This window comes from Sphingomonas sp. BK580 (assembly GCF_014194975.1).
Classification (GTDB): Bacteria; Pseudomonadota; Alphaproteobacteria; order Sphingomonadales; family Sphingomonadaceae; genus Sphingomonas.
Genome location: NZ_JACIAY010000001.1, coordinates 701,945 through 722,679, shown reverse-complemented (window position 1 = coordinate 722,679; position 20,735 = coordinate 701,945). Strand labels below are relative to the sequence as shown.

Annotated in this window: 16 protein-coding genes; 8 read left to right on the top strand and 8 right to left on the bottom strand. The window is 71.2% G+C overall.

Features of this window, described 5'->3' with window-relative positions; genetic code table 11:
- Positions 1-4: 4 nt before the first annotated feature.
- The 4 genes from FHY05_RS03140 to FHY05_RS03125 all read right to left on the bottom strand — a co-directional run bounded on the left by FHY05_RS03140 (position 5) and on the right by FHY05_RS03125 (position 4,203).
- Positions 5-1,534 carry a carboxylesterase/lipase family protein gene (locus tag FHY05_RS03140; RefSeq protein ID WP_183942915.1) on the bottom strand — a complete coding sequence of 510 codons (1,530 nt, stop codon included), beginning with the start codon at positions 1,532-1,534 and terminating at the stop codon, positions 5-7.
- Complete coding sequence (locus FHY05_RS03135) at positions 1,531-2,979, bottom strand: sodium:solute symporter (protein ID WP_221190947.1); 1,449 nt, start codon at positions 2,977-2,979, stop codon at positions 1,531-1,533. The genes FHY05_RS03140 and FHY05_RS03135 overlap by 4 nt, the downstream gene beginning before the upstream one ends.
- Positions 2,976-3,200, bottom strand: coding sequence for a DUF3311 domain-containing protein (locus FHY05_RS03130; RefSeq protein ID WP_183942914.1), 225 nt, complete (start codon positions 3,198-3,200; stop codon positions 2,976-2,978). Before FHY05_RS03130 ends, FHY05_RS03135 begins: the two co-directional genes overlap by 4 nt.
- 64 nt (positions 3,201-3,264) lie before the next feature.
- The gene (locus tag FHY05_RS03125) at positions 3,265-4,203 is read right to left on the bottom strand and encodes a LysR family transcriptional regulator (RefSeq protein ID WP_183942913.1); all 939 of its coding nucleotides are present in this window, start codon (positions 4,201-4,203) and stop codon (positions 3,265-3,267) included.
- 129 nt (positions 4,204-4,332) lie between these two features.
- On the opposite strand from FHY05_RS03125, the gene FHY05_RS03120 reads away from it, so the two are divergent.
- The 8 genes from FHY05_RS03120 (at position 4,333) to FHY05_RS03085 (ending at position 14,341) form a co-directional block, all read left to right on the top strand.
- On the top strand, positions 4,333-5,262 hold the full coding sequence (locus FHY05_RS03120) for a dihydrodipicolinate synthase family protein (protein ID WP_183942912.1): 930 nt from the start codon (positions 4,333-4,335) through the stop codon (positions 5,260-5,262).
- A gap of 5 nt (positions 5,263-5,267) precedes the next feature.
- Positions 5,268-6,467, top strand: a complete 1,200-nt coding sequence (locus tag FHY05_RS03115) for an FAD-binding oxidoreductase (RefSeq protein WP_183942911.1) — start codon at positions 5,268-5,270, stop codon at positions 6,465-6,467.
- A complete protein-coding gene (locus tag FHY05_RS03110; RefSeq protein WP_183942910.1) occupies positions 6,467-6,757 on the top strand; it encodes a 2Fe-2S iron-sulfur cluster-binding protein in 291 nt (96 codons plus the stop codon). The genes FHY05_RS03115 and FHY05_RS03110 overlap by 1 nt, the downstream gene beginning before the upstream one ends.
- Positions 6,754-8,172, top strand: coding sequence for an NAD(P)/FAD-dependent oxidoreductase (locus tag FHY05_RS22380; protein WP_183942909.1), 1,419 nt, complete (start codon positions 6,754-6,756; stop codon positions 8,170-8,172). The genes FHY05_RS03110 and FHY05_RS22380 overlap by 4 nt, the downstream gene beginning before the upstream one ends.
- A gap of 137 nt (positions 8,173-8,309) precedes the next feature.
- The gene (locus FHY05_RS03100) at positions 8,310-8,795 is read left to right on the top strand and encodes a VOC family protein (RefSeq protein WP_183942908.1); all 486 of its coding nucleotides are present in this window, start codon (positions 8,310-8,312) and stop codon (positions 8,793-8,795) included.
- A 35-nt stretch (positions 8,796-8,830) separates the two neighbouring features.
- Entirely contained in the window at positions 8,831-9,235 is a 405-nt protein-coding gene (locus FHY05_RS03095) for a RidA family protein (RefSeq protein ID WP_183942907.1), read from the top strand.
- Between the two features lie 271 nt (positions 9,236-9,506).
- On the top strand, positions 9,507-11,777 hold the full coding sequence (locus FHY05_RS03090) for a TonB-dependent receptor (protein ID WP_183942906.1): 2,271 nt from the start codon (positions 9,507-9,509) through the stop codon (positions 11,775-11,777).
- Between the two features lie 140 nt (positions 11,778-11,917).
- Entirely contained in the window at positions 11,918-14,341 is a 2,424-nt protein-coding gene (locus tag FHY05_RS03085; protein ID WP_183942905.1) for a beta-glucosidase, read from the top strand.
- A gap of 33 nt (positions 14,342-14,374) precedes the next feature.
- Here the strand turns inward: FHY05_RS03085 and FHY05_RS03080 are convergent, their stop codons facing one another.
- From FHY05_RS03080 to FHY05_RS03065, 4 genes are all read right to left on the bottom strand, one after another.
- On the bottom strand, positions 14,375-16,177 hold the full coding sequence (locus FHY05_RS03080; protein WP_221190946.1) for a DUF885 family protein: 1,803 nt from the start codon (positions 16,175-16,177) through the stop codon (positions 14,375-14,377).
- Positions 16,178-16,223: 46 nt separating this feature from the next.
- Entirely contained in the window at positions 16,224-18,464 is a 2,241-nt protein-coding gene (locus FHY05_RS03075; RefSeq protein ID WP_183942904.1) for a TonB-dependent receptor, read from the bottom strand.
- Between the two features lie 162 nt (positions 18,465-18,626).
- Positions 18,627-19,103, bottom strand: coding sequence for a hypothetical protein (locus FHY05_RS03070; protein WP_260181105.1), 477 nt, complete (start codon positions 19,101-19,103; stop codon positions 18,627-18,629).
- A 139-nt stretch (positions 19,104-19,242) separates the two neighbouring features.
- The gene (locus FHY05_RS03065; RefSeq protein ID WP_183942903.1) at positions 19,243-20,541 is read right to left on the bottom strand and encodes an amidohydrolase family protein; all 1,299 of its coding nucleotides are present in this window, start codon (positions 20,539-20,541) and stop codon (positions 19,243-19,245) included.
- Between the last annotated feature and the right edge of the window lie 194 nt (positions 20,542-20,735).

Sequence of the window (20,735 nt, the reverse complement as noted above, 5' to 3'; positions counted from 1 at the left end):
CACGTCACAGCACGCCGTCCCAGAGCCGCCGCTCGGCGCCGGCGAGATCGTCGACGACGCGCGGCACGGCGTCGAGCCGCATCGTCGCGCGCCGGCGCACATCGTAGCTCGGCCAGTTCGCGGCGGGCGCCCGCCCGCGCAGGAAGCGCAGCCACATCGCGTGCATCGCCGCCGACAGCCGCTCCGCCGACGCGCCGACCGGGCCGTAGACCGCGGAAGCGGGGTCGTCGAGCCGCGCCCAGGTGAGCGGCAGCTCGGCGCCGTGGATGGCGTAGCCGCGGCGCGCGCCCGTCGTGAGCGGCAGGTCGAAGCGGTAGAGAAAGGCCGTGCCGCCCGCGCGCGCCTGCGCCGCCGCCAGCCGGATCGTCGGTATGCCATATTCCTCCGCGCTCACCGCGGCGTAGCGGCGGGCGAGCGGGTCGGGCACGAGCGCCGCGTAGCGCGCGTAGACCGGCGCGAAGGCGGCGACATCGAGGTTGGCGAGCTCGCCCGCGCGTACGGCCTCCGCGCCGGGCGCGGGCGGTCCCCAGAACGCCACCTCGTCGCGGTTCCAGCCGAGCAGCAGCGGCACGTCGCGCGCCGTGCCGGCAGCGATGGCGGCGAGCGGCGCCTGCGGGAGGAGCGCGCCGCCGACCACGGCGCGGAAGGGATACTTGCGGGGGTACGCCGCCACCACCGCGGTCTGCGCCGCGAGCAGCGCGCGCGCGGGCAGCTCCCGCAGCGCGGCGGGGGCGACGCCGGCGGCGGCGGCGACGCGGCGCGTCAGCTCGGCGGCCCGGCCGCGATCGGCCACGGTGTGACCGCCGCCGCTCTCCACGATCGCGCGCGCGAAGAGGCCGCGTGCCGCGGGCGCGGTGAGCAGCGAGACGACGTCCTTCGCCCCCGCGCTCTGCCCTGCCAGCGTCACCCGCGCCGGGTCGCCGCCGAACGCCACGATGTTGTCACGTACCCAGCACAGCGCCATGATCTGGTCGCGCAGGCCGTTGTTGCCGCTGTCGTGATAGGCCGCGCCGAGCGCCTCCTCGAGATCGAGGAAGCCCCAGCAGCCGGTGCGATAGGTGATCGTGACGCAGACGACGCCGGCGCGCGCGAAGCCGTTGCCGTCGAACACCGGGAAGCGTGTCGAGCCGGTGACGTTGCCGCCGCCGTGCACCCAGACCTGGACCGGGTGCGGCCCGGGCCGCTCGGGCGCCCAGACATTGAGATAGAGGCAGTCCTCCGAGGTCGGCAGCGGCACGCTCGGGTCTTCGGGTATCGAGCCGGGCTGGATCGGCGAGGGCGCATAGGCCAGCGCCGCCAGCGGCTCGCGCCAGCGTGGCGCCTGCTGCGGCGCGCGGAAGCGCAGCGCGCCGAGCGGTGGGCGCGCGAACGGGATGCCGAGGAAACGCGCCACCGTTCCGTCGCTGGTGCCGCGGATCGGCCCGCATCCCGGCTCGCGCAGCACCGACGTCGTCGCGCCCGCCGCACCGCCGGGATACGCGCCGAGCGCGACGAGGCCGGCACCGCCGCGCCGCAGCAGCTCGCGCCGGTTCACGCGACCGCCAGCGGCGCGCGGCCGCGGCGCAGCGCGGCATCGAGCACCAGCACCGTCGCGCCATTGAGCAGCAGCGCCGTCAGCCCGAGGTCGAACCCGGTCGTCGCCGCCCAAGCCGACAGCGGACTGGGAAGCAGCATCGCGGCATAGCCCACCGCCAGCCCCGCGCCGAGCGCGACGGCCGGTACGCCCGGGCGCAGGAAGGCGAGATAGACGCCGGGTGCGAGCATGCCGATCGTGGCGTAAGCGGTCAGCCCGATCGTCACCAGCGACTGGTTGGGCCCGACCGAGAGCCAGGCAGCGAGCGCGGCGAAGGCGACCATCGCCGCGCGCGAGGCGAGCAGCTGCGCACGCTCGTCCAGCACGGGGCGCAGCGGCAGCACCACGTTGCGCGTGAAGATCGTCCCGATGGTCAGCAGCAGCACCGAACCCGGTACCAGCGCGAGCAGCGCCGCGGTGCCGCCGAACAGCCCGGTCACCCAGGCCGGATAGCGGTCGGTGACGAGCTGCAGCAGCACCGCGTTGGCGTCGCCGGCGGGCGGACGCGTGCCCGCCACCAGCGCGGCCACGCCGAGCAGGATGATGAACAGGTAGGACAGCGAGTAGAGCGGCTGGAAGATCGCGTTGCGGCGCAGCGTCTGCGCGGCGTCGGCGGCGTAGCAGAGCTGGAACATGTGGGGGAAGATATAGGTGCCGACCGCGACGCTGATCGCGGTGGTCATCAGCCAGGTGACGCCTAACCCGGCGGCGGGGTCGCGCCCGGGCAGCGTCGCGGCGGCGGGCGCCATCGCCTCGGCGCGGCGGAACAGGTCGGCGATCGAGCTCGCGCCGACTTCGCGCGCCACGGTGAGCGCGAGCCCGCCGACCAGCAGCACCATCAGCACGTCCTTGACCCCCGCGGCGAAAGCGGCCGAGCGCAGGCCAGCGAAGAAGACGAACAGCAGCATCGCCGCCGCGGCGAGCGCGGCGGCGGTGGCGGGATCGACGGCGCCCAGCGTCACGCGCAGCACCAGCCCCAGCGCGGTGATCTGGATCTGCACGTAGATCACCAACGCGGCGATCCCGACCAGCGCGACGAGGATGCCGAGCCAGCGCGAGCGATAATGATGCGCGAAGAAGTCGGCCTGGGTCATCAGCCCGCTGACGCGCCCGCTGCGCCAGATCCGCGGCGTCAGCCAATAGCCGATCGCGGCGGCGAGCGAGACCGAGCACAGCGCCAGCGTCGCGGGCGCGCCGTGCGCCCAGGCATAGCCCGAGATGCCGAGCACCGCGAAGGTGGTGTAGATCTCGCCCGCGTTGAGAAACCAGAAGACGAGCAGCCCCAGGCTGCGCCCGCCGATCGCCCATTCGCTGATCGTGCGCGCGCGCGCCTGCATCCGGCCGTAGGCGACGGTGCCCAGCATCGTCGCCGCCACCACCACCACCGTAAGCGCCGTGGCGATCATCGCGGCGCCGCCGCGGCGTCGAGCCGGTAGACCAGGGCAATGGCGAGGCTGGCGACCACCACGCCGGCCAGCTCCCACAGCAGCAGGAAGGGCATGTGCCACGGCCGCCACGCCACGCCGTTCGCCCAGGGCACGCCGCCGACCTGCCACAGGAAGGGCAGGAGCAGCGGCAGGTGGCGACGGTGCAGGCCCCCCGAGGGCGGGCTGTCGGGTTCGTCCATGGCGCTACGCTCCTTTCCGGCGAGCAGCCAGGCTAGCCACACCAGCATTGCGATGGGTGCGCGCTCATGTCGTGCTGGACGCAACGTCGGCCGCGCCCGCCTCGTCGTCGGTCCATTGACGAAGTTGTCGCTCGAGCACACCCAACATCTTGAGCGGTGCCCCCTCGAGCTGGCGGCCGCTGCGCGTGATCAGGCCGATCGCGGTCTCCTCCACCCCCTCATCGTGCAGCGGCACCGCGCGCAGCGATCCCTCGCGCAACTCGGCCAGCACCGAGATCGACGGCAGCACGGTGGCATAATGGCCGGACAGCGCCGCGGCGCGCATCATCTGGATCGAGCTGCTCGTCATCACGGGTTCCAGGAAGAGCCGCTGCGACGCCTCGGCCAGGCTGAGGATCTGACGCAGTCGGAACTGCTTCGGGGCGAGGCACAGCGCATGGCCCTGAAGGTCGCGCAGCTCGACCCCGCGCCGTTCTGCGAGCGGGTGGCCCGGCGCGACGATCACCTTGAGCGGCTGCCGCGCCGAGCCGCGCAGGCGGATCTTCGCTTCCATCGGCGGCTGGAAGATCAGGCCGACATGCGCCTCGTCCTCGAGCACCATGCTGACGATTTCCGCCGTCGACGGCGTCAGGATCGTCAGGCGCACCGCGGGGAAGCGCTGCTGGAACTCGTCGAACAGGCTAGTCAGCGACTGGCCGAGGAAGCCCTCGCCGACCGCGATCTGCACGTGCCCGGAACGGACGCCGCGAAGGTCGCCCAGCCGCGTGCGAAACGTCTCCTCCTGCGCCAGCTGCGCGTGATAATGTTCGACCGCGACGCGCCCCGCCTCGGTCAGCCGGATGGCGCGGCGCCCGCGCTCGATCAGCGGCAGCGCATATTCCTCCTCCAGCTGCGCGATCTGCCGGCTGATCGACGAGACCGCGATGTCGAGCTTGTCACTGGCGGCGCGCATCGTGCCCGCCTGCGCCGCCTCGAACAGATACCGCAGCCCCAGGTCCGCCATGCCATGCTCCTCCGGACACGATGCTGACGCTTTGTTGCGCGAGACGCAATGAAAACACCGCGTGGCGGCGATTGCACGAGCGGGCGCCGCGATGACAACTGCGTCGGTGGCACAGGGGAGCGATGCGTGATGGCAGACACCGGGAAGCGGGCGCGGGTCGGCTGGCGGGGCTATATACCCGCGATCGTCACCCCCTTCGATGCCGAGCTGGCGCTCGATACGCGCGCGCTCGGCCGCTATCTCGAGTGGCTCCACGCCGAGGGCATGCACGGGCTGGTGCTCGCGGGGACGACGGGCGAGTGGACCAGCCTGTCGCCGCAGGAGCGAAAGGCCTTGTTCGACGCGGCGGGCGCGCAGATGCGCGGCAAGCTGCCGCTGATCGCGGGCTGCACCTGGTTCACGCCGGACGAGGTGGTGGAGTTCGCGCGCCACGCCCACGCCGCCGGCTTCGACGGCATCCTGGTGACGCCGCCGCCGTACATCCGCCCGCGCGAGGACGAGATCCTCGGCTTCTACAAAGCGGTGAGCGACGCCTCCCCGCTGCCGATCTGCGTCTACAACTGGCCTCCGGGCACCGGTATCGATATGTCGGCGGAGCTGCTGGAGCGGCTGGCGGATCTCGACGGAGTGGTGGCGATCAAACAGTCGACGAGCAACCTGGCGCGCTTCGTCGAGACCTTCTTCGCTTTGTCGGAGAAGGTGCGCGTGTTCGGCTTCTCCATGGACGAGCATGGCCTGGCGCTGCTCCAGGCGCGCGGCGGGGACGGCACGATGGGCGCCGGCGCGGTGCTCGGCCGCGACCACCCCGACTTCTACAACCTTTTGTGGGCGGGCGACGTCGAGGGCGCGCGCGCGTGCGGGCGCAATGACCGCCGCGTGCTGACCGACTGGTACACGCCCGAGCTGGTCGGGCGCTTCGGCTCGGGGCCGGCGATCCTCAAGGCCGGGTTCGCCGCGCGCGGCATGCCCTTGGGCGGGGTTCGCCCGCCATTGCTTGACGTGTCCGCGGAGGCGCGCGAGCGCATCGGCGCGACGCTGGCGGCGCTCGGCAAGGCCTGACGCGCGTGGACGCCGCCGACGTGCTGATCATCGGCGGCGGGCTGATCGGGTGCGCGGCGGCGTGGCACCTCGCGCGCGGGGGCACCGACGTGCTGCTGGTCGAGCGCGGCGAGCTCAACGCCGGCGCTTCCGGGCAGAACGCCGGGTCGCTGCACTTCCAGATCGAGCGGCGCTTCCTGGAACATGGCGAGGCGCTGGCGGACCAGGCCGCGCGCACCGTCGCGCTCAGCCGGCTGGCGGTGACCGAGTGGCGCGACCTGCCGGCGGCGCTCGGCGACGACCGTCTCGATGTCGCGATGCACGGCGGGCTGATGGTGGCGCAGAGCGACGATGAGGTGCGCCTGCTCGAGCGCAAGGCAGCGCTGGAAGCGCGCTGGGGTCTGCCGACCCGGTTGATCGACGGCGCGGAGGCGCGGGCGATCGCGCCCTATCTGGCGGACGACGTGCGGGCCGCCAGCTTCCTCGCGGACGAGGGCCACGCCAACCCCCGCCTAGTCACGCGCGCGCTCGCGGACGCCGCGGGGGCAGCGGGCGCGCGTTACCTTCCCCGGACGGCGCTGCGCGCACTCGTCCCGGTGTCGGGCGGGTGGAGAGCGACGTTGCGGCGCGGCGCCGCCGACGTGGAGGTGGCCGCCGCGAGCGTGTTGATCGCGGCAGGGGCGTGGACCATGGCGGTGGGCGCGCTCGCGGGGGTGCACCTGCCCGTCTTCCCGATCGGGCTGCAGATGAACGTCACCGAGCGTGTCGCGCCGTTCCTGCCGCACCTCGTCCAGCACGTCGGCCGCCGCCTGTCGATGAAGCAGGCGCATGACGGCAACGTGCTGATCGGCGGCGGCTGGCCATCACGGCTCGCGCGCGGTGGAGACGGGTTCGATCTCGCGCGCGCGCCGACGGTGCTGGCCGACTCGCTCACCGGCAATCTCGCGGTCGCGGCGGCGACGGTGCCGCAAGTCGGCGCGCTCAACCTGATCCGCACCTGGACCGGGGTGGTCGCGATCACCGCCGACCAGCTGCCGCTCGCCGGCGCGGTGCCGGGCCGCCCCGGTCTGTTCGTCATCGCCGGCGGATCGGGCTTCACGCTCGGCCCGACGCTCGCGCGCGCGGTCAGCGCGGAGATGCTCGGCCGGTCCGTGGGCGACGCGGCCGAGGCGATGGCACTGGTCGCCCCCGCGCGCTTCGCGCACCTCAACGCGATGCTGGCGTGATGGCGCGCGTGGCGGATACCGCGCGGGGCGTGGCCGGCGAGATCATCGTGGATGGCGCATGCGTGTCTTTTCACCCCGGCGAGACCATCGCCGCGGCGATGCTCGCGGCCGGGCACGCCGCCTTCCGTCGTGATCGCCACGACCGCCCGCGCGGCCTGTGGTGCAACATGGGAACCTGCTGCGAGTGCCTCGTGCTGCTCGAGCGCGACGGTGAGCCGCGACGGGTGCGCGCCTGCCTGGTCGATGCGGCACCGGGGCAGCGGGTGACGACGCGGGACGGTGCGGCGTGAGCGAACCCTGCTACGACCTCGCGATCGTCGGCGGCGGCCCGGCGGGGCAGGCGGCGGCCGAGCAGGCGGTGGGGGCCGGGCTGTCGGTGGTGATGCTCGACGAGCAGGCGCGCATGGGCGGGCAGATCCTGCGCCAGCCACCATACGAGATGACAGTGGCGAGCTGGCTGGACGGTCGCGGCTATCGCGCGCTGAAGCGGCAGCTCGCGCGCGCTGAGGCGCTGCCCGGCCTCACCTTCCTGGGGCGCACCTCGGTGGCGGGCGTGCTGCGCGACGCGGCGGGCTTCGCGCTGATCGCGGTGCCCACCGACGGCGCGCCGGGTCGCCGGGTCGCCGCGCGGCGCTTGCTGGTGGCGGCGGGCTGCTATGACCTGCCGGTGCCACTGCCGGGATGGACGCTGCCCGGCGTCATGAGTGCGGGCGCGATCCAGGCCTTCGTCAAGAGCCAGCGGTTGGTCCCGGGCGAGCGCTTCGTGCTCGCGGGCACGCACCCGCTGCAGCTGATCCTGGCCGATCAGCTCGTCGCCGCGGGCGGCACCGTCGCGGCGCTGCTGTTCGCGCAGGCGCCCGGCGCGGTGGCACACGCGCTCGCCGGCCATGCCGGAGCCGCGCTGCGCCACGCTGCGCCGCTGGCCGCGGCGGCGGCGAGCTACGCGCGCCTGCGCCGTGCCGGCGTGCCGATCCAGTTCGGGCGGACGGTGCTGGCGGTCGAGGGCAGCGACGAGGTCGTGGCCGCGCGCGTCGGCGTGCCGGGCGAGGCGGGTGAGGCGATCGCCTGCGACCGCGTCGGTCTCTGCTACGGCTTCCTGCCCCAGGCCGACCTGCCGCGCAGTCTCGGCGCGACCGCGCGCTGGGTCGAGCGCACGGGTGGCTGGGCCACCGTGGCGGACGCGTGGCAGCGCGCCGACGTGCCCGGCCTGTACGTCGCGGGCGAGACCACCGGCGTCGCCGGCGCGCCCGCCGCTTTGGAGGAGGGGCGTCTCGCGGGGATCGCGGTCGCGCGCGACGCCCGGCGGATCGATGCGGCCGCTGCCGGGCGCGCGGCGGCGGGGCCGCGGCGTCGGCTCGCCCGCCTGCGCGGCTTCGCGGCGCTGCTCGACGCCGTCGCGGACCCACGCGCGGTGATGACGCGCCTGGCCGGCGATGACACGATCGTCTGCCGCTGCGAGGATGTTACCCGCGCGCAGCTGCTCGCCGCCGCCGGCGGCATCGCGGCGCCGTCCGACGCGAGCGCGCTCAAGCTGGTCACGCGCGCGGGTATGGGATTGTGCCAGGGACGCGGCTGCGAGGCGGCGGTGCTGCGGCTGCTGGCGGAGCGGACCGACGTCGCGCCCGAGGCGATCGGCGGCTTCACGCCGCGCTTCCCGGTCCGTCCGGTGCCGATCGCGAGCGTCGGCGAGGTAGGTGACCGCTGACGCGACGGGGCGGGTTGCGCTGACGCCACGGGGCGGGTTGTCGCTGACGCAACGAAGTCGTCGCCCGCGCGCGCTTGTCCGCCCCCGGTCGGGCCCGCACACTCCCCGCCAGACGCGACCAGCAGGAGTATGCGCTTATGGCCGACCACGATCGCCCGCTCTTCATCGAGGCCGACCATGTCTCCTGGACCGTGCCCGACCTTGACGCGGCGGTGCGCTTCTACACCGAGGTGTTCGGCGCGACCGAGCTGTTCCGCATGGGGCCGCTCGACGCCGCCGATATCCCGCGCGGCGATGACGGCCGCGATTGGATGGCGTCGCACGTCAACGTACCCGGTGCGCGGCTGACGCTGGCGATGCTGAAGCTCACCCCCAACCTGAACTTCCAGCTGGTGCAATATGACAAGCCCGACGATCGCCGCACCGAGCTGCCGCGCAACTGCGACCGCGGCGGTCATCACCTCGGCCTGCGCGTCGACGACGTCGACAAGGCGGCGCGCTACCTGGCGGCGCACGGCTGCACGGTGATGGAGACGATCGTGATCGATGCCGGCCCGCTCGCCGGCCACAAGAACCTCTACGTGCTCGATCCTTTCGGCCATCAGCTCGAGATCGTCGACTGATCGCCGCCCTGTCCGCTCCAGACCCAGGAGATCTCATGCCGATCGAACGTCTCAACCCGCCCGCGCTCTACGACAGCCTGCAGTTCGGTTTCAGCCACGCGACGGTGCAGCACGGTGGTCGCACCCTGCACCTCGCCGGCCAGGTCGGCTGGGACCAGGAGCTGAACGTCGCCGCGGGCGACCTCGCCGCGCAGACGCGCCAGGCGCTCGCCAACCTCCGCGCCGTGCTCGAGGCGGCGGGCGCGAGCGCGGCCGACATCGTGCGGCTGCGCACCTATGTGGTCGACCACGAGCCGGCCAAGCTCGGCATCGTGCTTCAGGAGGTCGGCGCCTTCTACGGCGAGGCGACGCCCGCACCCAATACCTTCATCGGGGTGCAGGCGCTGGCATTGCCCGATTTCCTCGTCGAGATCGAAGCGATCGCGGCGCTGCCGGAGTGATCAGCCGCGGACATCTCAGTCAACGCGCGTGCCGTAACACTCAGATATGCTAGCTTTATCTTGCACTTACTTAGGAACACTCGTCCGTTCGCGATAACGATACCTTATCGCGACAATGTTGTGCGCGGCGCAACGAAGTCCTCGCCGCTGCCGCATTGCAGGAAGCGCAGCCAAGATAGATCATGATCTCACGCTCACCGACGGCTCACACGTCGGAAGCGTCCGCAGGCGGGCATCGTACTCTTACCAACCCTTGCAGGGGAGGATTTCCATGCGTTGTCCCAACATCATCGCTTTCTCTTTATCGGTCAGCGGCGCAGCCATGGCGGCAGCGCTGTTCGCCGCCCCCGCGCATGCGCAGCAGTCTCCCGCGACGGGTGACGCGCAGAACGCCACCGTCGAGACCGAGCCGAGCGCTGGCGCCGCGGCGGGTGACATCGTCGTCACCGCCTCCAAGCGCGTCGCCAGCACGGTGCAGGACACGCCGATCTCGGTCCAGGCACTGAGCGGCGACGACCTGAAGGCGCGCGGCGCGGTCGATTTCGCCGACTTCTATCGCTCCGTCCCGGGCCTGTCGGTGCAGGACGAGGGGCCGGGCGACAAGCGCTACGTCATCCGCGGCATCAACTCGAACGGTGCCGGTACCGTCGGTCTCTATCTCGACGAGACCGTGATCACCGGCGAGAACGCGCAGGACGGTTCGGGTCAGGCGCCCGACATCAAGCTGTTCGATATCGATCGCGTCGAGGTGCTGCGCGGGCCGCAGGGTACCACCTTCGGGGCCAGTTCGATGGCGGGCACGATCCGCTACATCACCGCCAAGCCCAAGCTGGATCGCTGGACCGGCTACGTTCAATCGGGCCTGCGCGCGACGCGCGGCGCCGACCTCGGCTTTCAGACCGACGGCGCGATCAACATACCGGTGATCGCGGGCGTGCTCGCCGTGCGCGCCTCGGGCTTCTACGCCGATCTGCCCGGCTATATCGACAACCGCTTCCAGGAAGGCGCCAACGCCGAGAAGAGCAAGGCCGGACGGCTGCAGGCCCGGCTTCAGATCACGCCGGATCTCACGCTCGACGGCATGGCGATGTACCAGAAGGTGCATCAGGACGCGAAGAACTTCTACAATCGCGAGGACTTCGCCGGCACCCCGCTGACCGGCTACCGCTATCAGCAGGCCGATGTGGCGCGCGCGCCCTACGACGACGAGAGCGAGATCTACAACGCGACGCTGACCTATACGCGGCCGTTCGGCACGGTCACCGCGACGGGCTCGCGCTTCGTGCGCGACACCGACTTCAACCGCGACGCCTCGCTGGCGGCGCAGGCATTCTTCGGCCTGCCGTATGACGGCGCCGGCCGCTCGCTGCTGCGCCAGGTCAAGCACCGCCGCGTCGACAGCGCCGAGCTGCGCTTCGCCTCCGACTTCGGCGGCCCGTTCCAGCTGCTGTTCGGCGGCTTCTACCAGGACGAGAACCGCGACTATCGCAGCTATTGGCCGACCGTGAACGCGCAGGGGGTGATCGACGCCAGCTCGCGACTGCTGCTCGATCGCACCGTCGGCACCGACATCAAGGAGAAAGCACTGTTCGGCGAGGCGAGCTACGCCTTCGTGCCGAACCTGACACTGACGGTCGGAGCGCGGCTCTTCGACTTCAACCTGGAGCAGCGCTCGGTCGCGATCGTGAGCGCCGGGGGGGGCACCGGCGCGGGGCCCGGCCCGCTGCTCAAGACGAGCGACAGCGGCCTGATCGGGCGCTTCAACCTGGCGTGGAAGGTCAACGAGCAGGTCAACGCCTATGTCCAGGTGGCGCAGGGCTATCGCTCCGGCGGCACCAACGACCAGACCGCCGCCGAACTCGCCAACGTGTCGATCCCGGCAGGCTACGGCTCGGACTCGCTGTGGAACTATGAGGTTGGGCTCAAGACCGCGCTGATGGACCGCAAGCTCTACCTCAACGGCGCGCTCTATTACATCGACTGGTCGAACATCCAGGTGACCGACCAGGCCAGCAACGGCACCGTCTCCTTCCCGTTCACCGGCAACGGCGGCAAAGCGTCGGTGAAGGGCGCCGAGCTGACGCTGGACGCGCGCCCGGCCGCCGGGTTGCAGCTCAACCTCGGGCTCAACTACAGCCTGGCCGAGCTGAGCGAGGACAATCCCGTCCCCGCCACCGGGCGCAAGGGCGACCGCGTGCCCTACGTGCCCGAGTGGACCGGCTCGGCCGGCTTCTCCTACAGCGCGCCGATCGGCGACGCCGGGCTGGAGGGAACGGTCGGCGCCGACGCGAGCTACCAGGGGTCGATGGCGACCAAGTTCAACTCGGCGATCGCCAATTACCGCGCGCTCGACTCCTACTGGCTGGTCGGGCTGCGCGCCGGTGTCTCGCGCGGGCCGTGGGCGCTCAACCTCAACGTGACCAACCTGTTCGACGATAACACGCCGATCAACTACAACGAGATCGTGCCCGGCGTGTACCCCGACGGCTTCTATATCAGCAGGCCGCGCACCGTCACGCTCGCCGGCACGGTGCGGTTCTGACCCGCCCCGTCCAGCTCCGGCGGCGCGCGGTCGCGCTCGTCGCGCTCACCGCCGCGACCGCCGCCACCGCGGGGGAACCGCGCCCCTGGGCCGACCGCGCCCGACCGGCCGCCGAGCGCGCGCGGCTGATCGTCGCCGCGATGACCGAGGCGGAGGAGCTGGCGCTGCTCGAGGGCGACACCACGCTCGACGCCAATGGCACCGGGGTGAACCCCTGCGTCGGCCATGTCAGCGGCATTCCGCGGCTGGGCCTGCCCGCCTTGTGCATGGGCGACGGGCCAGCCGGCGTCGGCAACGGCATGACCCAGGTCACACAGTTCCCGGCACCGATCATGGGCGCGGCGACGTGGAACGCGGCACTGATGGAGCGATATGGCGCCGCACTCGGTGCCGAGCATGCCGCGAAGGGGCGCAACGTCGTGCTCGCACCGACGATCAACATCATCCGCACGCCGCTGTGGGGGCGCACCGCCGAGACGCTGAGCGAGGACCCTTATCTCACCGCGGCGCTGGGCACCGCGATCACGCGCGGGATCCAGGCGCAGGGGGTGATCGCCACGCCGAAGCATCTCGCCGCCAACAATCAGGAATGGCTCCGTCTGGGTGACGCGCCGGCCTATGAGGCGATCGACGCGCGCGTCTCCGCCCGCGCCTTGCACGAGATCTATTTGCCCGCCTTCGAGGCGGTGGTGACGCGTGCCGGGGCGGGCTCGATCATGTGCGCCTACAATCGCGTGAACGGCCATTATGCGTGCGAGAACAAAGATCTGCTGAGAACGCTGCGGGGCTGGGGGTTCGACGGCTTCGTCGTCGCCGACTGGTATTTCGCGCATCGCAGCACCGTGGCCGCGGCCAAGGCGGGGCTCGACATCTCGATGCCCGGCGGCGCCAGCCCGTTCGGCTTCGCCGACTTCTACGGCGCGCCGCTCCGCGCGGCGCTGGCGCGCGGCGCAGTCTCGCGCGGCGACATCGACGCGATGGTCACGCGCATCGTCACGCCGATGTTCAGGCTCGGGCTGGTCGACCGGCCGATCCGCGGCAGCAGCGCCGCGGACGCGCGCACGCCGGCGCATCTCGCGCTCTCGCAGGAGATCGCCGAGCAGGGCAGTGTGCTGCTGCGCAACGAGCGCGGCGTGCTGCCGCTGGCGCGTACGCTGCGCTCGATCGCGGTGATCGGCGACGACGCCGGCGCCAACGTTCAGACCACCGAGCGCTACGGCGGGTTCGTCAAGAATGACGCGGTACACCCGCGCGCGCCGCTCGACTCGATCCGCGCCGCGCTGCCCGCCGGAACGCGGGTACGCTACGCGCGCGGCACGCTCGGCATCGGTGCACTGCCGGCGATGCCAGCGAGCGCGTTCCGCGGGCTCACCGCGCGCTACTTCGCCGGCGCCACGCCACAGGGTACCGCGCTCGTCACGCGCGCCGAGCCGCGCATCGACTATGCCGAGGCGGGGGTGGCCGGGCTGCCGAAGACCTGGTCGGCGCGTTGGGAGGGGCAGATCGTGCCGCCGCGCACGGGAACCTACCGCTTCTCGCTCGACGGCGGCGGCGACGCGCGGCTGACGATCGACGGGCGGCGTGTCGCCACCGTGCCCAAGAACAGCTTTCGTCTTGCCACCCACGGTGTGGCGGAGCTGCGCGCCGGCGTCCCGGTCCGCTTCCAGCTCGACTATAGCAACGCGCCGACGCTCTCGCCGACCGAGCTGCGGCTCGGCTGGCAGGTGCCCGACCCCGCCCTGATCGACGAGGCGGTCGCCGCGGCACGCGCGAGCGACGTCGCGGTGGTGTTCGTCGCCGATCACGTCTCGGAGGGAGCCGACCGTACCGACCTGCGCCTGCCCGGTGATCAGGACGCGCTGATCGCCGCGGTGGCCGCGGCCAACCCGCGCACCGTGGTCGTGCTGCACACGGTCGGTCCCGTGCTGATGCCGTGGCGCGACCGCGTGGCGGGCATCGTCGCGGCCTGGTACCCCGGCGAGCAGGCCGCGGACTCGATCGCCGCGCTGCTGACCGGCCGCGCCAACCCCTCGGGCAAGCTGCCGGTGACCTTCCCCGCCGACATGACCAGCGGGCCGACCGATCGGCCCGAGCGCTATCCCGGCGTCGGTACGACGGTGCGCTACGACGAGGACCTGCTGGTCGGCTATCGCTGGTACGACCAGCAGCGCGTGGCGCCGCTGTATCCGTTCGGTTTCGGGCTGTCCTACACGCGCTTCCGCTACGACGACCTCAGTGTCACGCCGCGGCCGAACGGCGGCTGGCGGGTGCGCGCGACGGTGCGTAACGTCGGCGCGCGCGCGGGCAGCGAGGTGGCGCAGCTCTACGTCGGGCTGGCACCCGGGAGCGGCGAGCCGCCGCAGCAGCTCAAGGGCTTCGCGCGGGTCACGCTGGCACCCGGCGCGGCCGAGACGGTCGACTTCACGCTCACCGAGCGCGACCTGTCGACTTGGGACGAGGCGGCGGGCGGCTGGAGACTCCATCGCGGCCGCGCCGAGGTCTTCGTCGGTGGCAGCTCACGTGATCACGCGCTCAGCGGGGCGATCGACGTGGCGGCGCGCTGAGCGGCAGGTGTCGGCGAGCTTGGGGATCAGGGCTCAGGCCGCCGACCAGCTCGCCACCGCCTGTTCCAGCACCGCGAGCGGGACCGGGCCCGACTGCAGCACCAGGTCGTGGAAGCCGCGCATATCGAAGCGCGCGCCCATCGCGCCCCGCGCGCGCTCGCGCGCGGCGACGATGCGGTTGGCGCCGACCTTGAAGCTGCACGCCTGCCCGGGATACACGCAGTAGCGCGTGACCTCGCGCTCGGTCGCGAGCGGCTGCTCGCCGGCGTGCTCGACCATCCAGGCGACCGCCTGCTCCTTGGTCCAGCGCTTGTAGTGAATGCCGGTGTCGACGACGATGCGCGCGGCGCGGAACAGCTCGGACTGGAGATAGCCAATCCGCCCGAGCGGGTCGTCCTCGAAGAGGCCGAGCTCGTCGGCCACCTGTTGCGCGTAGAGCGCCCACCCTTCTGTATAGGCGGAGAAGCGCACCATGCGGCGGAACAGCGGCAGCGCCGGGCTGTGTGCCAGCACGCTGTACTGGAAGTGATGCCCCGGCACGCCCTCGTGGTGCGCGAGCGTCGGCAGCCGCCACGTCGTGTGCTCGGCGGGGGTCTTGAGGTTCAGCGAGAAGACGCCGGGCTCGCCCTTGCTCCCCTCGCTGTAGAAGGCGCCCGGCGCGCCGCCCTCGATCGCGACCGGGATGCGGCGGACCACGATGGGGTCGACGGCGACGTTGCCGAAGGCGCGCGGCAGCCGCTCGATCACCCGGCGCAGCGCGGTGTCGGCGATCGCGAGCAGCCGCGCGCGGCCGGCGTCGTCGTCGGAGACGCGGAAGCGCGCGTCGGCGTTGAGCGAGGCGATCCGCTCGCCCACGGTGCCGTGGCTGAGGCCCTGCGCGCGCAGGCTCGCGTCGATCTCCGCCGCCAGCGCCGCGCACTGTGCGAGCCCGGTCTCGTGCAACTCGGCCGGGGTGAGCGCGGCGGTGGTATTGGCGCGGCACGCGGCGGCGTAATAGGCCTCGCCGTCCGGCAGGCGCCACACGCCGGCGGTATCGACCGCGCGTGGCGCCAGTGCCGCCAGCGCGGCGGCCTGCCGGTCGAGCGCCGGCGCGATCGCGTCACGGAACACCGCCAGCGCGGCGTCGTCGCGGTCGCCCAGCCCCTTGGCGCGGATCCGCGCCAGCGCCGGCGCGAGCAGCGCGGACTCGAGCGGGGGGGCGTCGCGCAGCGCATGGATCTGCGCCACCGTCTTGGCGATGACGAAGCCCGGCGGCGCGACCCCGATCGCGGCGTCGTGGCGGATGCGATCGGTCTCCTGATCGAGCGCGGCCGGCAGTGCCGCGAGCCGCGCGCGCCAGGCGTCGATGTCGGTGGCGTCGTCGATCGGATGCCGGCTGCCGATGAAGTCGGGCAGCCAATAATAAGCGCCGTTCATCTGGCTGACGACATAAGGGCTCGGGCGCAGGTTGCCGTCGACATAGCCGTAGCGCGCCAGGAGATCGTCGAGCGTATCGTAGACGAAGCGCGCGACGTCATGGTCGAGCGCCGACCGCGGCGACAGGCGCGCGCGGTCGATCCCGGCGAGCTGCGCGCGCGCGACGCGGATCGCGACCCGGTCGGCGGCGCGCGCCGCCATCGACCGATCGTCGAGCCGGTAGCGCAGCGCCGTATGGGCTCCGGAATCAAAGTCGTTGGCGGTCGCCTCCTCGGGCGAGCGTGCCAGATAGGCCTCGCTGTGGCGCTGGAGCAGCGCGGCGAGCGCCGCGTCATCGGCGCCCGGTGCCGCCTCCGCCGGCAGCGCGGCGGCGAGCAGCCCGACCGCCGAGCTGCCCAGGAACTGTCGCCGGTCGATCATGCTCTGTCCCTCAATCGTTGATCGTCCGGCGCTGCCGCCGATGCCGTCAGAACTTGTAGCCCAGCGTCCCGCCGATCACGCGGTAGGACGGCTCGACCTGCACGCCGCTGTAGAAGGCTTTCTCGTACGCGTTGGCGAAATAGCGCGCCTTGAACAAATTCTCGACGAACACCGTGGCGCGCAAGCGGTCGTTCTCGAGCCCGGCGCGCAGGTTGACGTTATGGTACCCGGGCGAGACGAACGGGTAGACGGTGTAACGATAAGCGAGCGGCGTCGACAGCATCTCCGAGCGATAGCTCCACTCGGCGCGCGCGAAGCCGTCGATCCGGTCGGTGATCGGCCGCTTGTACTGCGCCTGTGCGCCGAGCGTGAACTTGGGCGCGTTCACGAGCGGTCGGCCGGTGATGTCGATCACCACGCCGTCGATCAGCGCGTTGCGATAGTCCTTGAACTTGGACTCGTTGTAGCCGGCATTGCCGCTCAGCTTGATCGCGTCGCTGACGCGAAGGTCGAAGCTGCCCTCGACACCGTAGCTATCCGCCGCGGCGGCGTTGGCGATCCCGCTGACGCCGCGCAACAGGCCGGTGACCGGATCGATATATTGGAAGCGGATCGTCTGCTGGACGTCGTTCCACTTCATGTAGAAGCCGGTGACATCGACGCGCAGGCGACGGTCGAACAGGTCGAATTTCGACCCGAGCTCGTAGTTCCACAGCGTCTCAGGCCGGAAATCGTTGGCGAGGTTGACGTTGTTGCTGGTCTGCGTGCCGCCCGACTTGAACCCGCGCGAGGCGGTGGCGAACAGCAGCAGGTCGCGCCGGAGCTTGTAGCTGAGCGTCAGCTTGGGCGAGATATCCTCGAACGCGGCCGAGCGGTTGTTCACCGCGGTGAGGATGTCGTTAGAGCGGTTCTCGGCGTAGTTGCGCGTTTTCTCGAACGAGTAGCGGCCGCCCACCGTGGCCGAGAAGCGCTCGGTGAGGTTGAAGGTGCCCTGCGCGAAGATCGCCATATATTTGGTCGCGCTGTCGGAGATCAGCCCGGTGACGGCGAGGCCCTCGCAGTCATTGGCGCGCGCGGCGGGGCACAGCGGGCTGTCCGCGCCGTGGAAGGTCTGCTGGCCGGTCACGCCGGTGTCGCGCCCGACCGAGGCACCCAGGCTCCAGTCGAGGAAGTTGGTGCCGTTGGACTGGAGGCGGAGCTCGCCGCTGGTCGACTTGCGGGTGAGCTTCAGGTTCTCGTAGAAGAAGTCGCGGCTGCCGCCGTCGACGTCGCCGTAGTTGAACACGTCCGACTTGAGGTGGCCGACGACGGCGGTGATCGAGGCGAGGCCGACATCCCACACCGCTCGGGTGCTGTAATATTGATATTTGCTGCCGACCCGCTGCGGTCGGTTGAAGTTCACGCGGTCGGTATTGTCGGGGAAGAAGCCGACGCCATCGGGGTCGCCGATCAGCCCGGCGGTGCGGCCGTAATAGACCGAGGCCCAGGTCGCGGTGACGAAGCCGGTCGGCACGCCGTTGCGCATGCCGGTGGCCTCGTCGGAGTAGCTATAGGCGAAGTCCCAGGTTAGCCCGTCCAGCGGGGTGAGCCGCGCCTGGATCCGGCCGGTGTAGAACTTGCTGTCGTTGCCCCCGCCGATCGGGTAGATGTTCTTGATGTAACCGTCCGACGCTTCGTACTGCCCGGAGGCGCGCAGCGCGAGCACGCCGTCGATCACGGGCACGTTCAGCACGCCCTGCGCGCGCTTGGTGTCGAAGCTGCTGTAGCCCAGCTCGATCTCACCCTCGAAGTGATTGACCGGCTTCTTGGTGATGATGTTGATCGCGCCGCCCACCGAGTTGCGGCCGAAATACGTGCCCTGCGGCCCGCGCAGCACCTCGATTCGCTCGAGGTCGACGATCTGCGGGTTGCTGGTCGCGGCGGCGACGTTGAACTCGTCGATGTAGAAGGCGTAGCTGCCCTGGCGCACGTCGGCATAAGGATTGAGCTGGTTGGAGATGCCGCGGATCGACAGGTCCTTGCGGTCGCGCGAGCCGTTGGACTGGAAGCTGACGTTGGGGGTGAGCGCGAAATAGTCCTCGACGCTCTGCACGTTCTGATCGCGGAGCGTCTGCGCGGTGATGGCGGTGATCGCGATCGGCACGTCCTGGATCGACTCGGCGCGGCGCTGCGCGGTGACGACGATGTCGCCGCCCGGCGTCTCGCCGCTCGCCTCGCTGACGGTCTCGTCCTGCGTTGCCTGCTGCGCCGTCGCAGGCGCGGCGAACGCGGCGAGGAGGGTCGCCATGACGGCGCCGTGTCGAAGCTGTGGTACGCCGCGGCGGGCGCCGCGCATGCGATCGTTCATGCCATGCCCCTTCGTTCACCGGCGCGCGATCGCGTACCGGCATGTCTTTCCACGTTCCCCTGACGGTCGCCCGCCGTGTCGGCGGTGCGCGGCCTTAGCGGCTCACTTGGTCCAGCAGGCCGGGTCGGGCGGCCCCTTGGCGAGGTCGACCGGCGCGCGGACCAGGGTGATCGACGCGATCTTCCCGCCGCGCAGCTCGGCGTGGCCGGCCGCGAGCACGCAGCCGAGCTTGCCGTCGCGGCGCGAGCGGATCACGTGATAGGTGTAGAGGCGGTCACCCTGCTGGAACGCCGCCTTGAACGGCACCACGATCTCGACGTCGCCGCCGCCCGCCTGGATCTTCTGGAAATGAGTCGCCCACTGGTCGACGCCGCGGATCACGGTGCGTCCCTCCAGCGTCAAGGTCGCGTCCGGCGTGAAGTAACGCGAGAAGTTCTCGGCCGTGAATGCCCCTGGGGTCTTGAACGCCTGGTCCCACCAGACAAACATCCGCGATAATGCATCGGTCGGCTGCTGCGCGATGACCGGTGTCGCCAAGATCATGGCTGCGGTCATGGTCGCGATCAGGCGCTGTCTCATCGTCGCTATCTCCCCGTGACTGCCGCGCTACCTTGCCCCTGTCGCGTCGGCTCCGTGGTGGAGTGTCGGTGAGTTGCGTTGTTGTTACAACGCCTTCGCAAGGAAGCGATCGTTGCTTTGGGCGCAACGATTGGCGGTGTCAGTGCGTGACGCGCGCCGGATCGCTGTCGTCGCGAACGATCGCGCCGCCCTTCATCACGAACGAGATGCGACGCAGCGCGGCGATGTCGGCGGTCGGGTCCGCGGGCAGCGCGACGATGTCGGCATACTGGCCGGCGGCGATCTGGCCGACACTCGCCTCGCGGCCCAGCATCGTCGCGGCCCGGATCGTCGCGGACTGAAGCGCCTGGAGCGGCGTCATGCCCGCCTTCACGTACAATTCGGCTTCGGCGACCGTGGCGTTGGTCCCGCCGTTTGGCTCGAACGGAAATTGGTCGGTGCCGAGCGCGACATTGACGCCGAGGCGGATCGCCTTCTGCAGCATCGCCCAGTGATCCCTGCCGGTCGAGGCGACGCGCTCGAGATACCAGTCGGGCGACCCGATCTTGCGGTAGAACTCATAGGCGCCGGGCTGGCTCACCACCATCGTCGGCACCAGCCACACGCCCTTGGCCTTCATGTCGGCGAGTACCGCGTCGTCGAGGTGGTAGCCGTGCTCGAAGCCGTCGATGCCGAACCGCAGCGCCTGGCGCGCCGCCTCGACCGAGCCGTTGTGCGCGGTGACCTTGACGCCGTTGCGATGCGCCACCTCGATCAGGGTCGACAGCTCGTCGTCGGTCATCGGCGCGGCGGAGATGCTGCCGTGCGTATCGGAGATGCCGCCCGAGATCGCGATCTTGATCCAGGTCGCGCCCAGCTTGATCTGCTGGCGCACCGCGCGCGAGAGCGCGGCCGGGCCGTCCGCCTCGAGTGAGCCGTGACCGCCCGTGGTCACGATCACCTCGCCGGCGGTCTCGATCCGCGGGCCGGGCACCTCGCCGCGGTCGATCGCGCGCTTGAGGGCGAAATCGGTGCCATGGTCCTCGCCGGTGAGGCGCACGGTGGTGACGCCGGCGAGCAAGGTGCGGCGCGCATTGTCCGCCATGCGCAGCACCTCCTCCGGGTCGGTCTCGTTGAACAGCGCGTTGCCCTGCGCGCCGGGCAGCTTGAGCCCGAGGTGCACGTGCATGTTCATCAGCCCGGGGATCAGCCATCGGCCACGCATCGGCACGACGGTCGCACCCGCGGGTACCGCCACTGTGCCCGAGGCGCCGACCCGTACGATCCGCTCGCCCTGTACCAGCACCGTGGCGTCGGCGATCTTGGTGCCCTTGGCGACGTCGACCACGGTGCCGCCGACCAGCGCCACGACCGGCACAAACGGCGCCGCGGCGTCCTGCGCGAGCACGGGGCCGGTGGCACAGGCCGCGAGCAGCAACGCGACGAACGATCGCTTCATGGTAAAATCCCCCGATTGCCCCGAGGCGTCTCGGCCCCGGTGTCGCAGCATGGGCGATCACCGCACGCCCACAAGCGTGTTCGCGCGAGTAAGTCGTTGCGTCAGGCGCAACATCCCGCGCCACCGAGCGATCGCTGCGCGATCAGGTGAGCGCGAAAACGGGAGGAATCCTTGCCTTTAGGCACCTTCGCTGG

What these genes read in the sequence shown, in the direction of transcription:
- FHY05_RS03135 (WP_221190947.1), bottom strand. Translation starts at nt 2,979, where the DNA reads ATGATCGCCACGGCGCTTACGGTGGTGGTGGTGGCGGCGACGATGCTG.
- FHY05_RS03130 (WP_183942914.1), bottom strand. Translation starts at nt 3,200, where the DNA reads ATGGACGAACCCGACAGCCCGCCCTCGGGGGGCCTGCACCGTCGCCAC.
- FHY05_RS03125 (WP_183942913.1), bottom strand. Translation starts at nt 4,203, where the DNA reads ATGGCGGACCTGGGGCTGCGGTATCTGTTCGAGGCGGCGCAGGCGGGC.
- FHY05_RS03120 (WP_183942912.1), top strand. Translation starts at nt 4,333, where the DNA reads ATGGCAGACACCGGGAAGCGGGCGCGGGTCGGCTGGCGGGGCTATATA.
- FHY05_RS03110 (WP_183942910.1), top strand. Translation starts at nt 6,467, where the DNA reads ATGGCGCGCGTGGCGGATACCGCGCGGGGCGTGGCCGGCGAGATCATC.
- FHY05_RS03100 (WP_183942908.1), top strand. Translation starts at nt 8,310, where the DNA reads ATGGCCGACCACGATCGCCCGCTCTTCATCGAGGCCGACCATGTCTCC.
- FHY05_RS03095 (WP_183942907.1), top strand. Translation starts at nt 8,831, where the DNA reads ATGCCGATCGAACGTCTCAACCCGCCCGCGCTCTACGACAGCCTGCAG.
- FHY05_RS03090 (WP_183942906.1), top strand. Translation starts at nt 9,507, where the DNA reads ATGCGTTGTCCCAACATCATCGCTTTCTCTTTATCGGTCAGCGGCGCA.
- FHY05_RS03085 (WP_183942905.1), top strand. Translation starts at nt 11,918, where the DNA reads ATGACCGAGGCGGAGGAGCTGGCGCTGCTCGAGGGCGACACCACGCTC.
- FHY05_RS03080 (WP_221190946.1), bottom strand. Translation starts at nt 16,177, where the DNA reads ATGATCGACCGGCGACAGTTCCTGGGCAGCTCGGCGGTCGGGCTGCTC.
- FHY05_RS03075 (WP_183942904.1), bottom strand. Translation starts at nt 18,464, where the DNA reads ATGGCGACCCTCCTCGCCGCGTTCGCCGCGCCTGCGACGGCGCAGCAG.
- FHY05_RS03070 (WP_260181105.1), bottom strand. Translation starts at nt 19,103, where the DNA reads ATGAGACAGCGCCTGATCGCGACCATGACCGCAGCCATGATCTTGGCG.
- FHY05_RS03065 (WP_183942903.1), bottom strand. Translation starts at nt 20,541, where the DNA reads ATGAAGCGATCGTTCGTCGCGTTGCTGCTCGCGGCCTGTGCCACCGGC.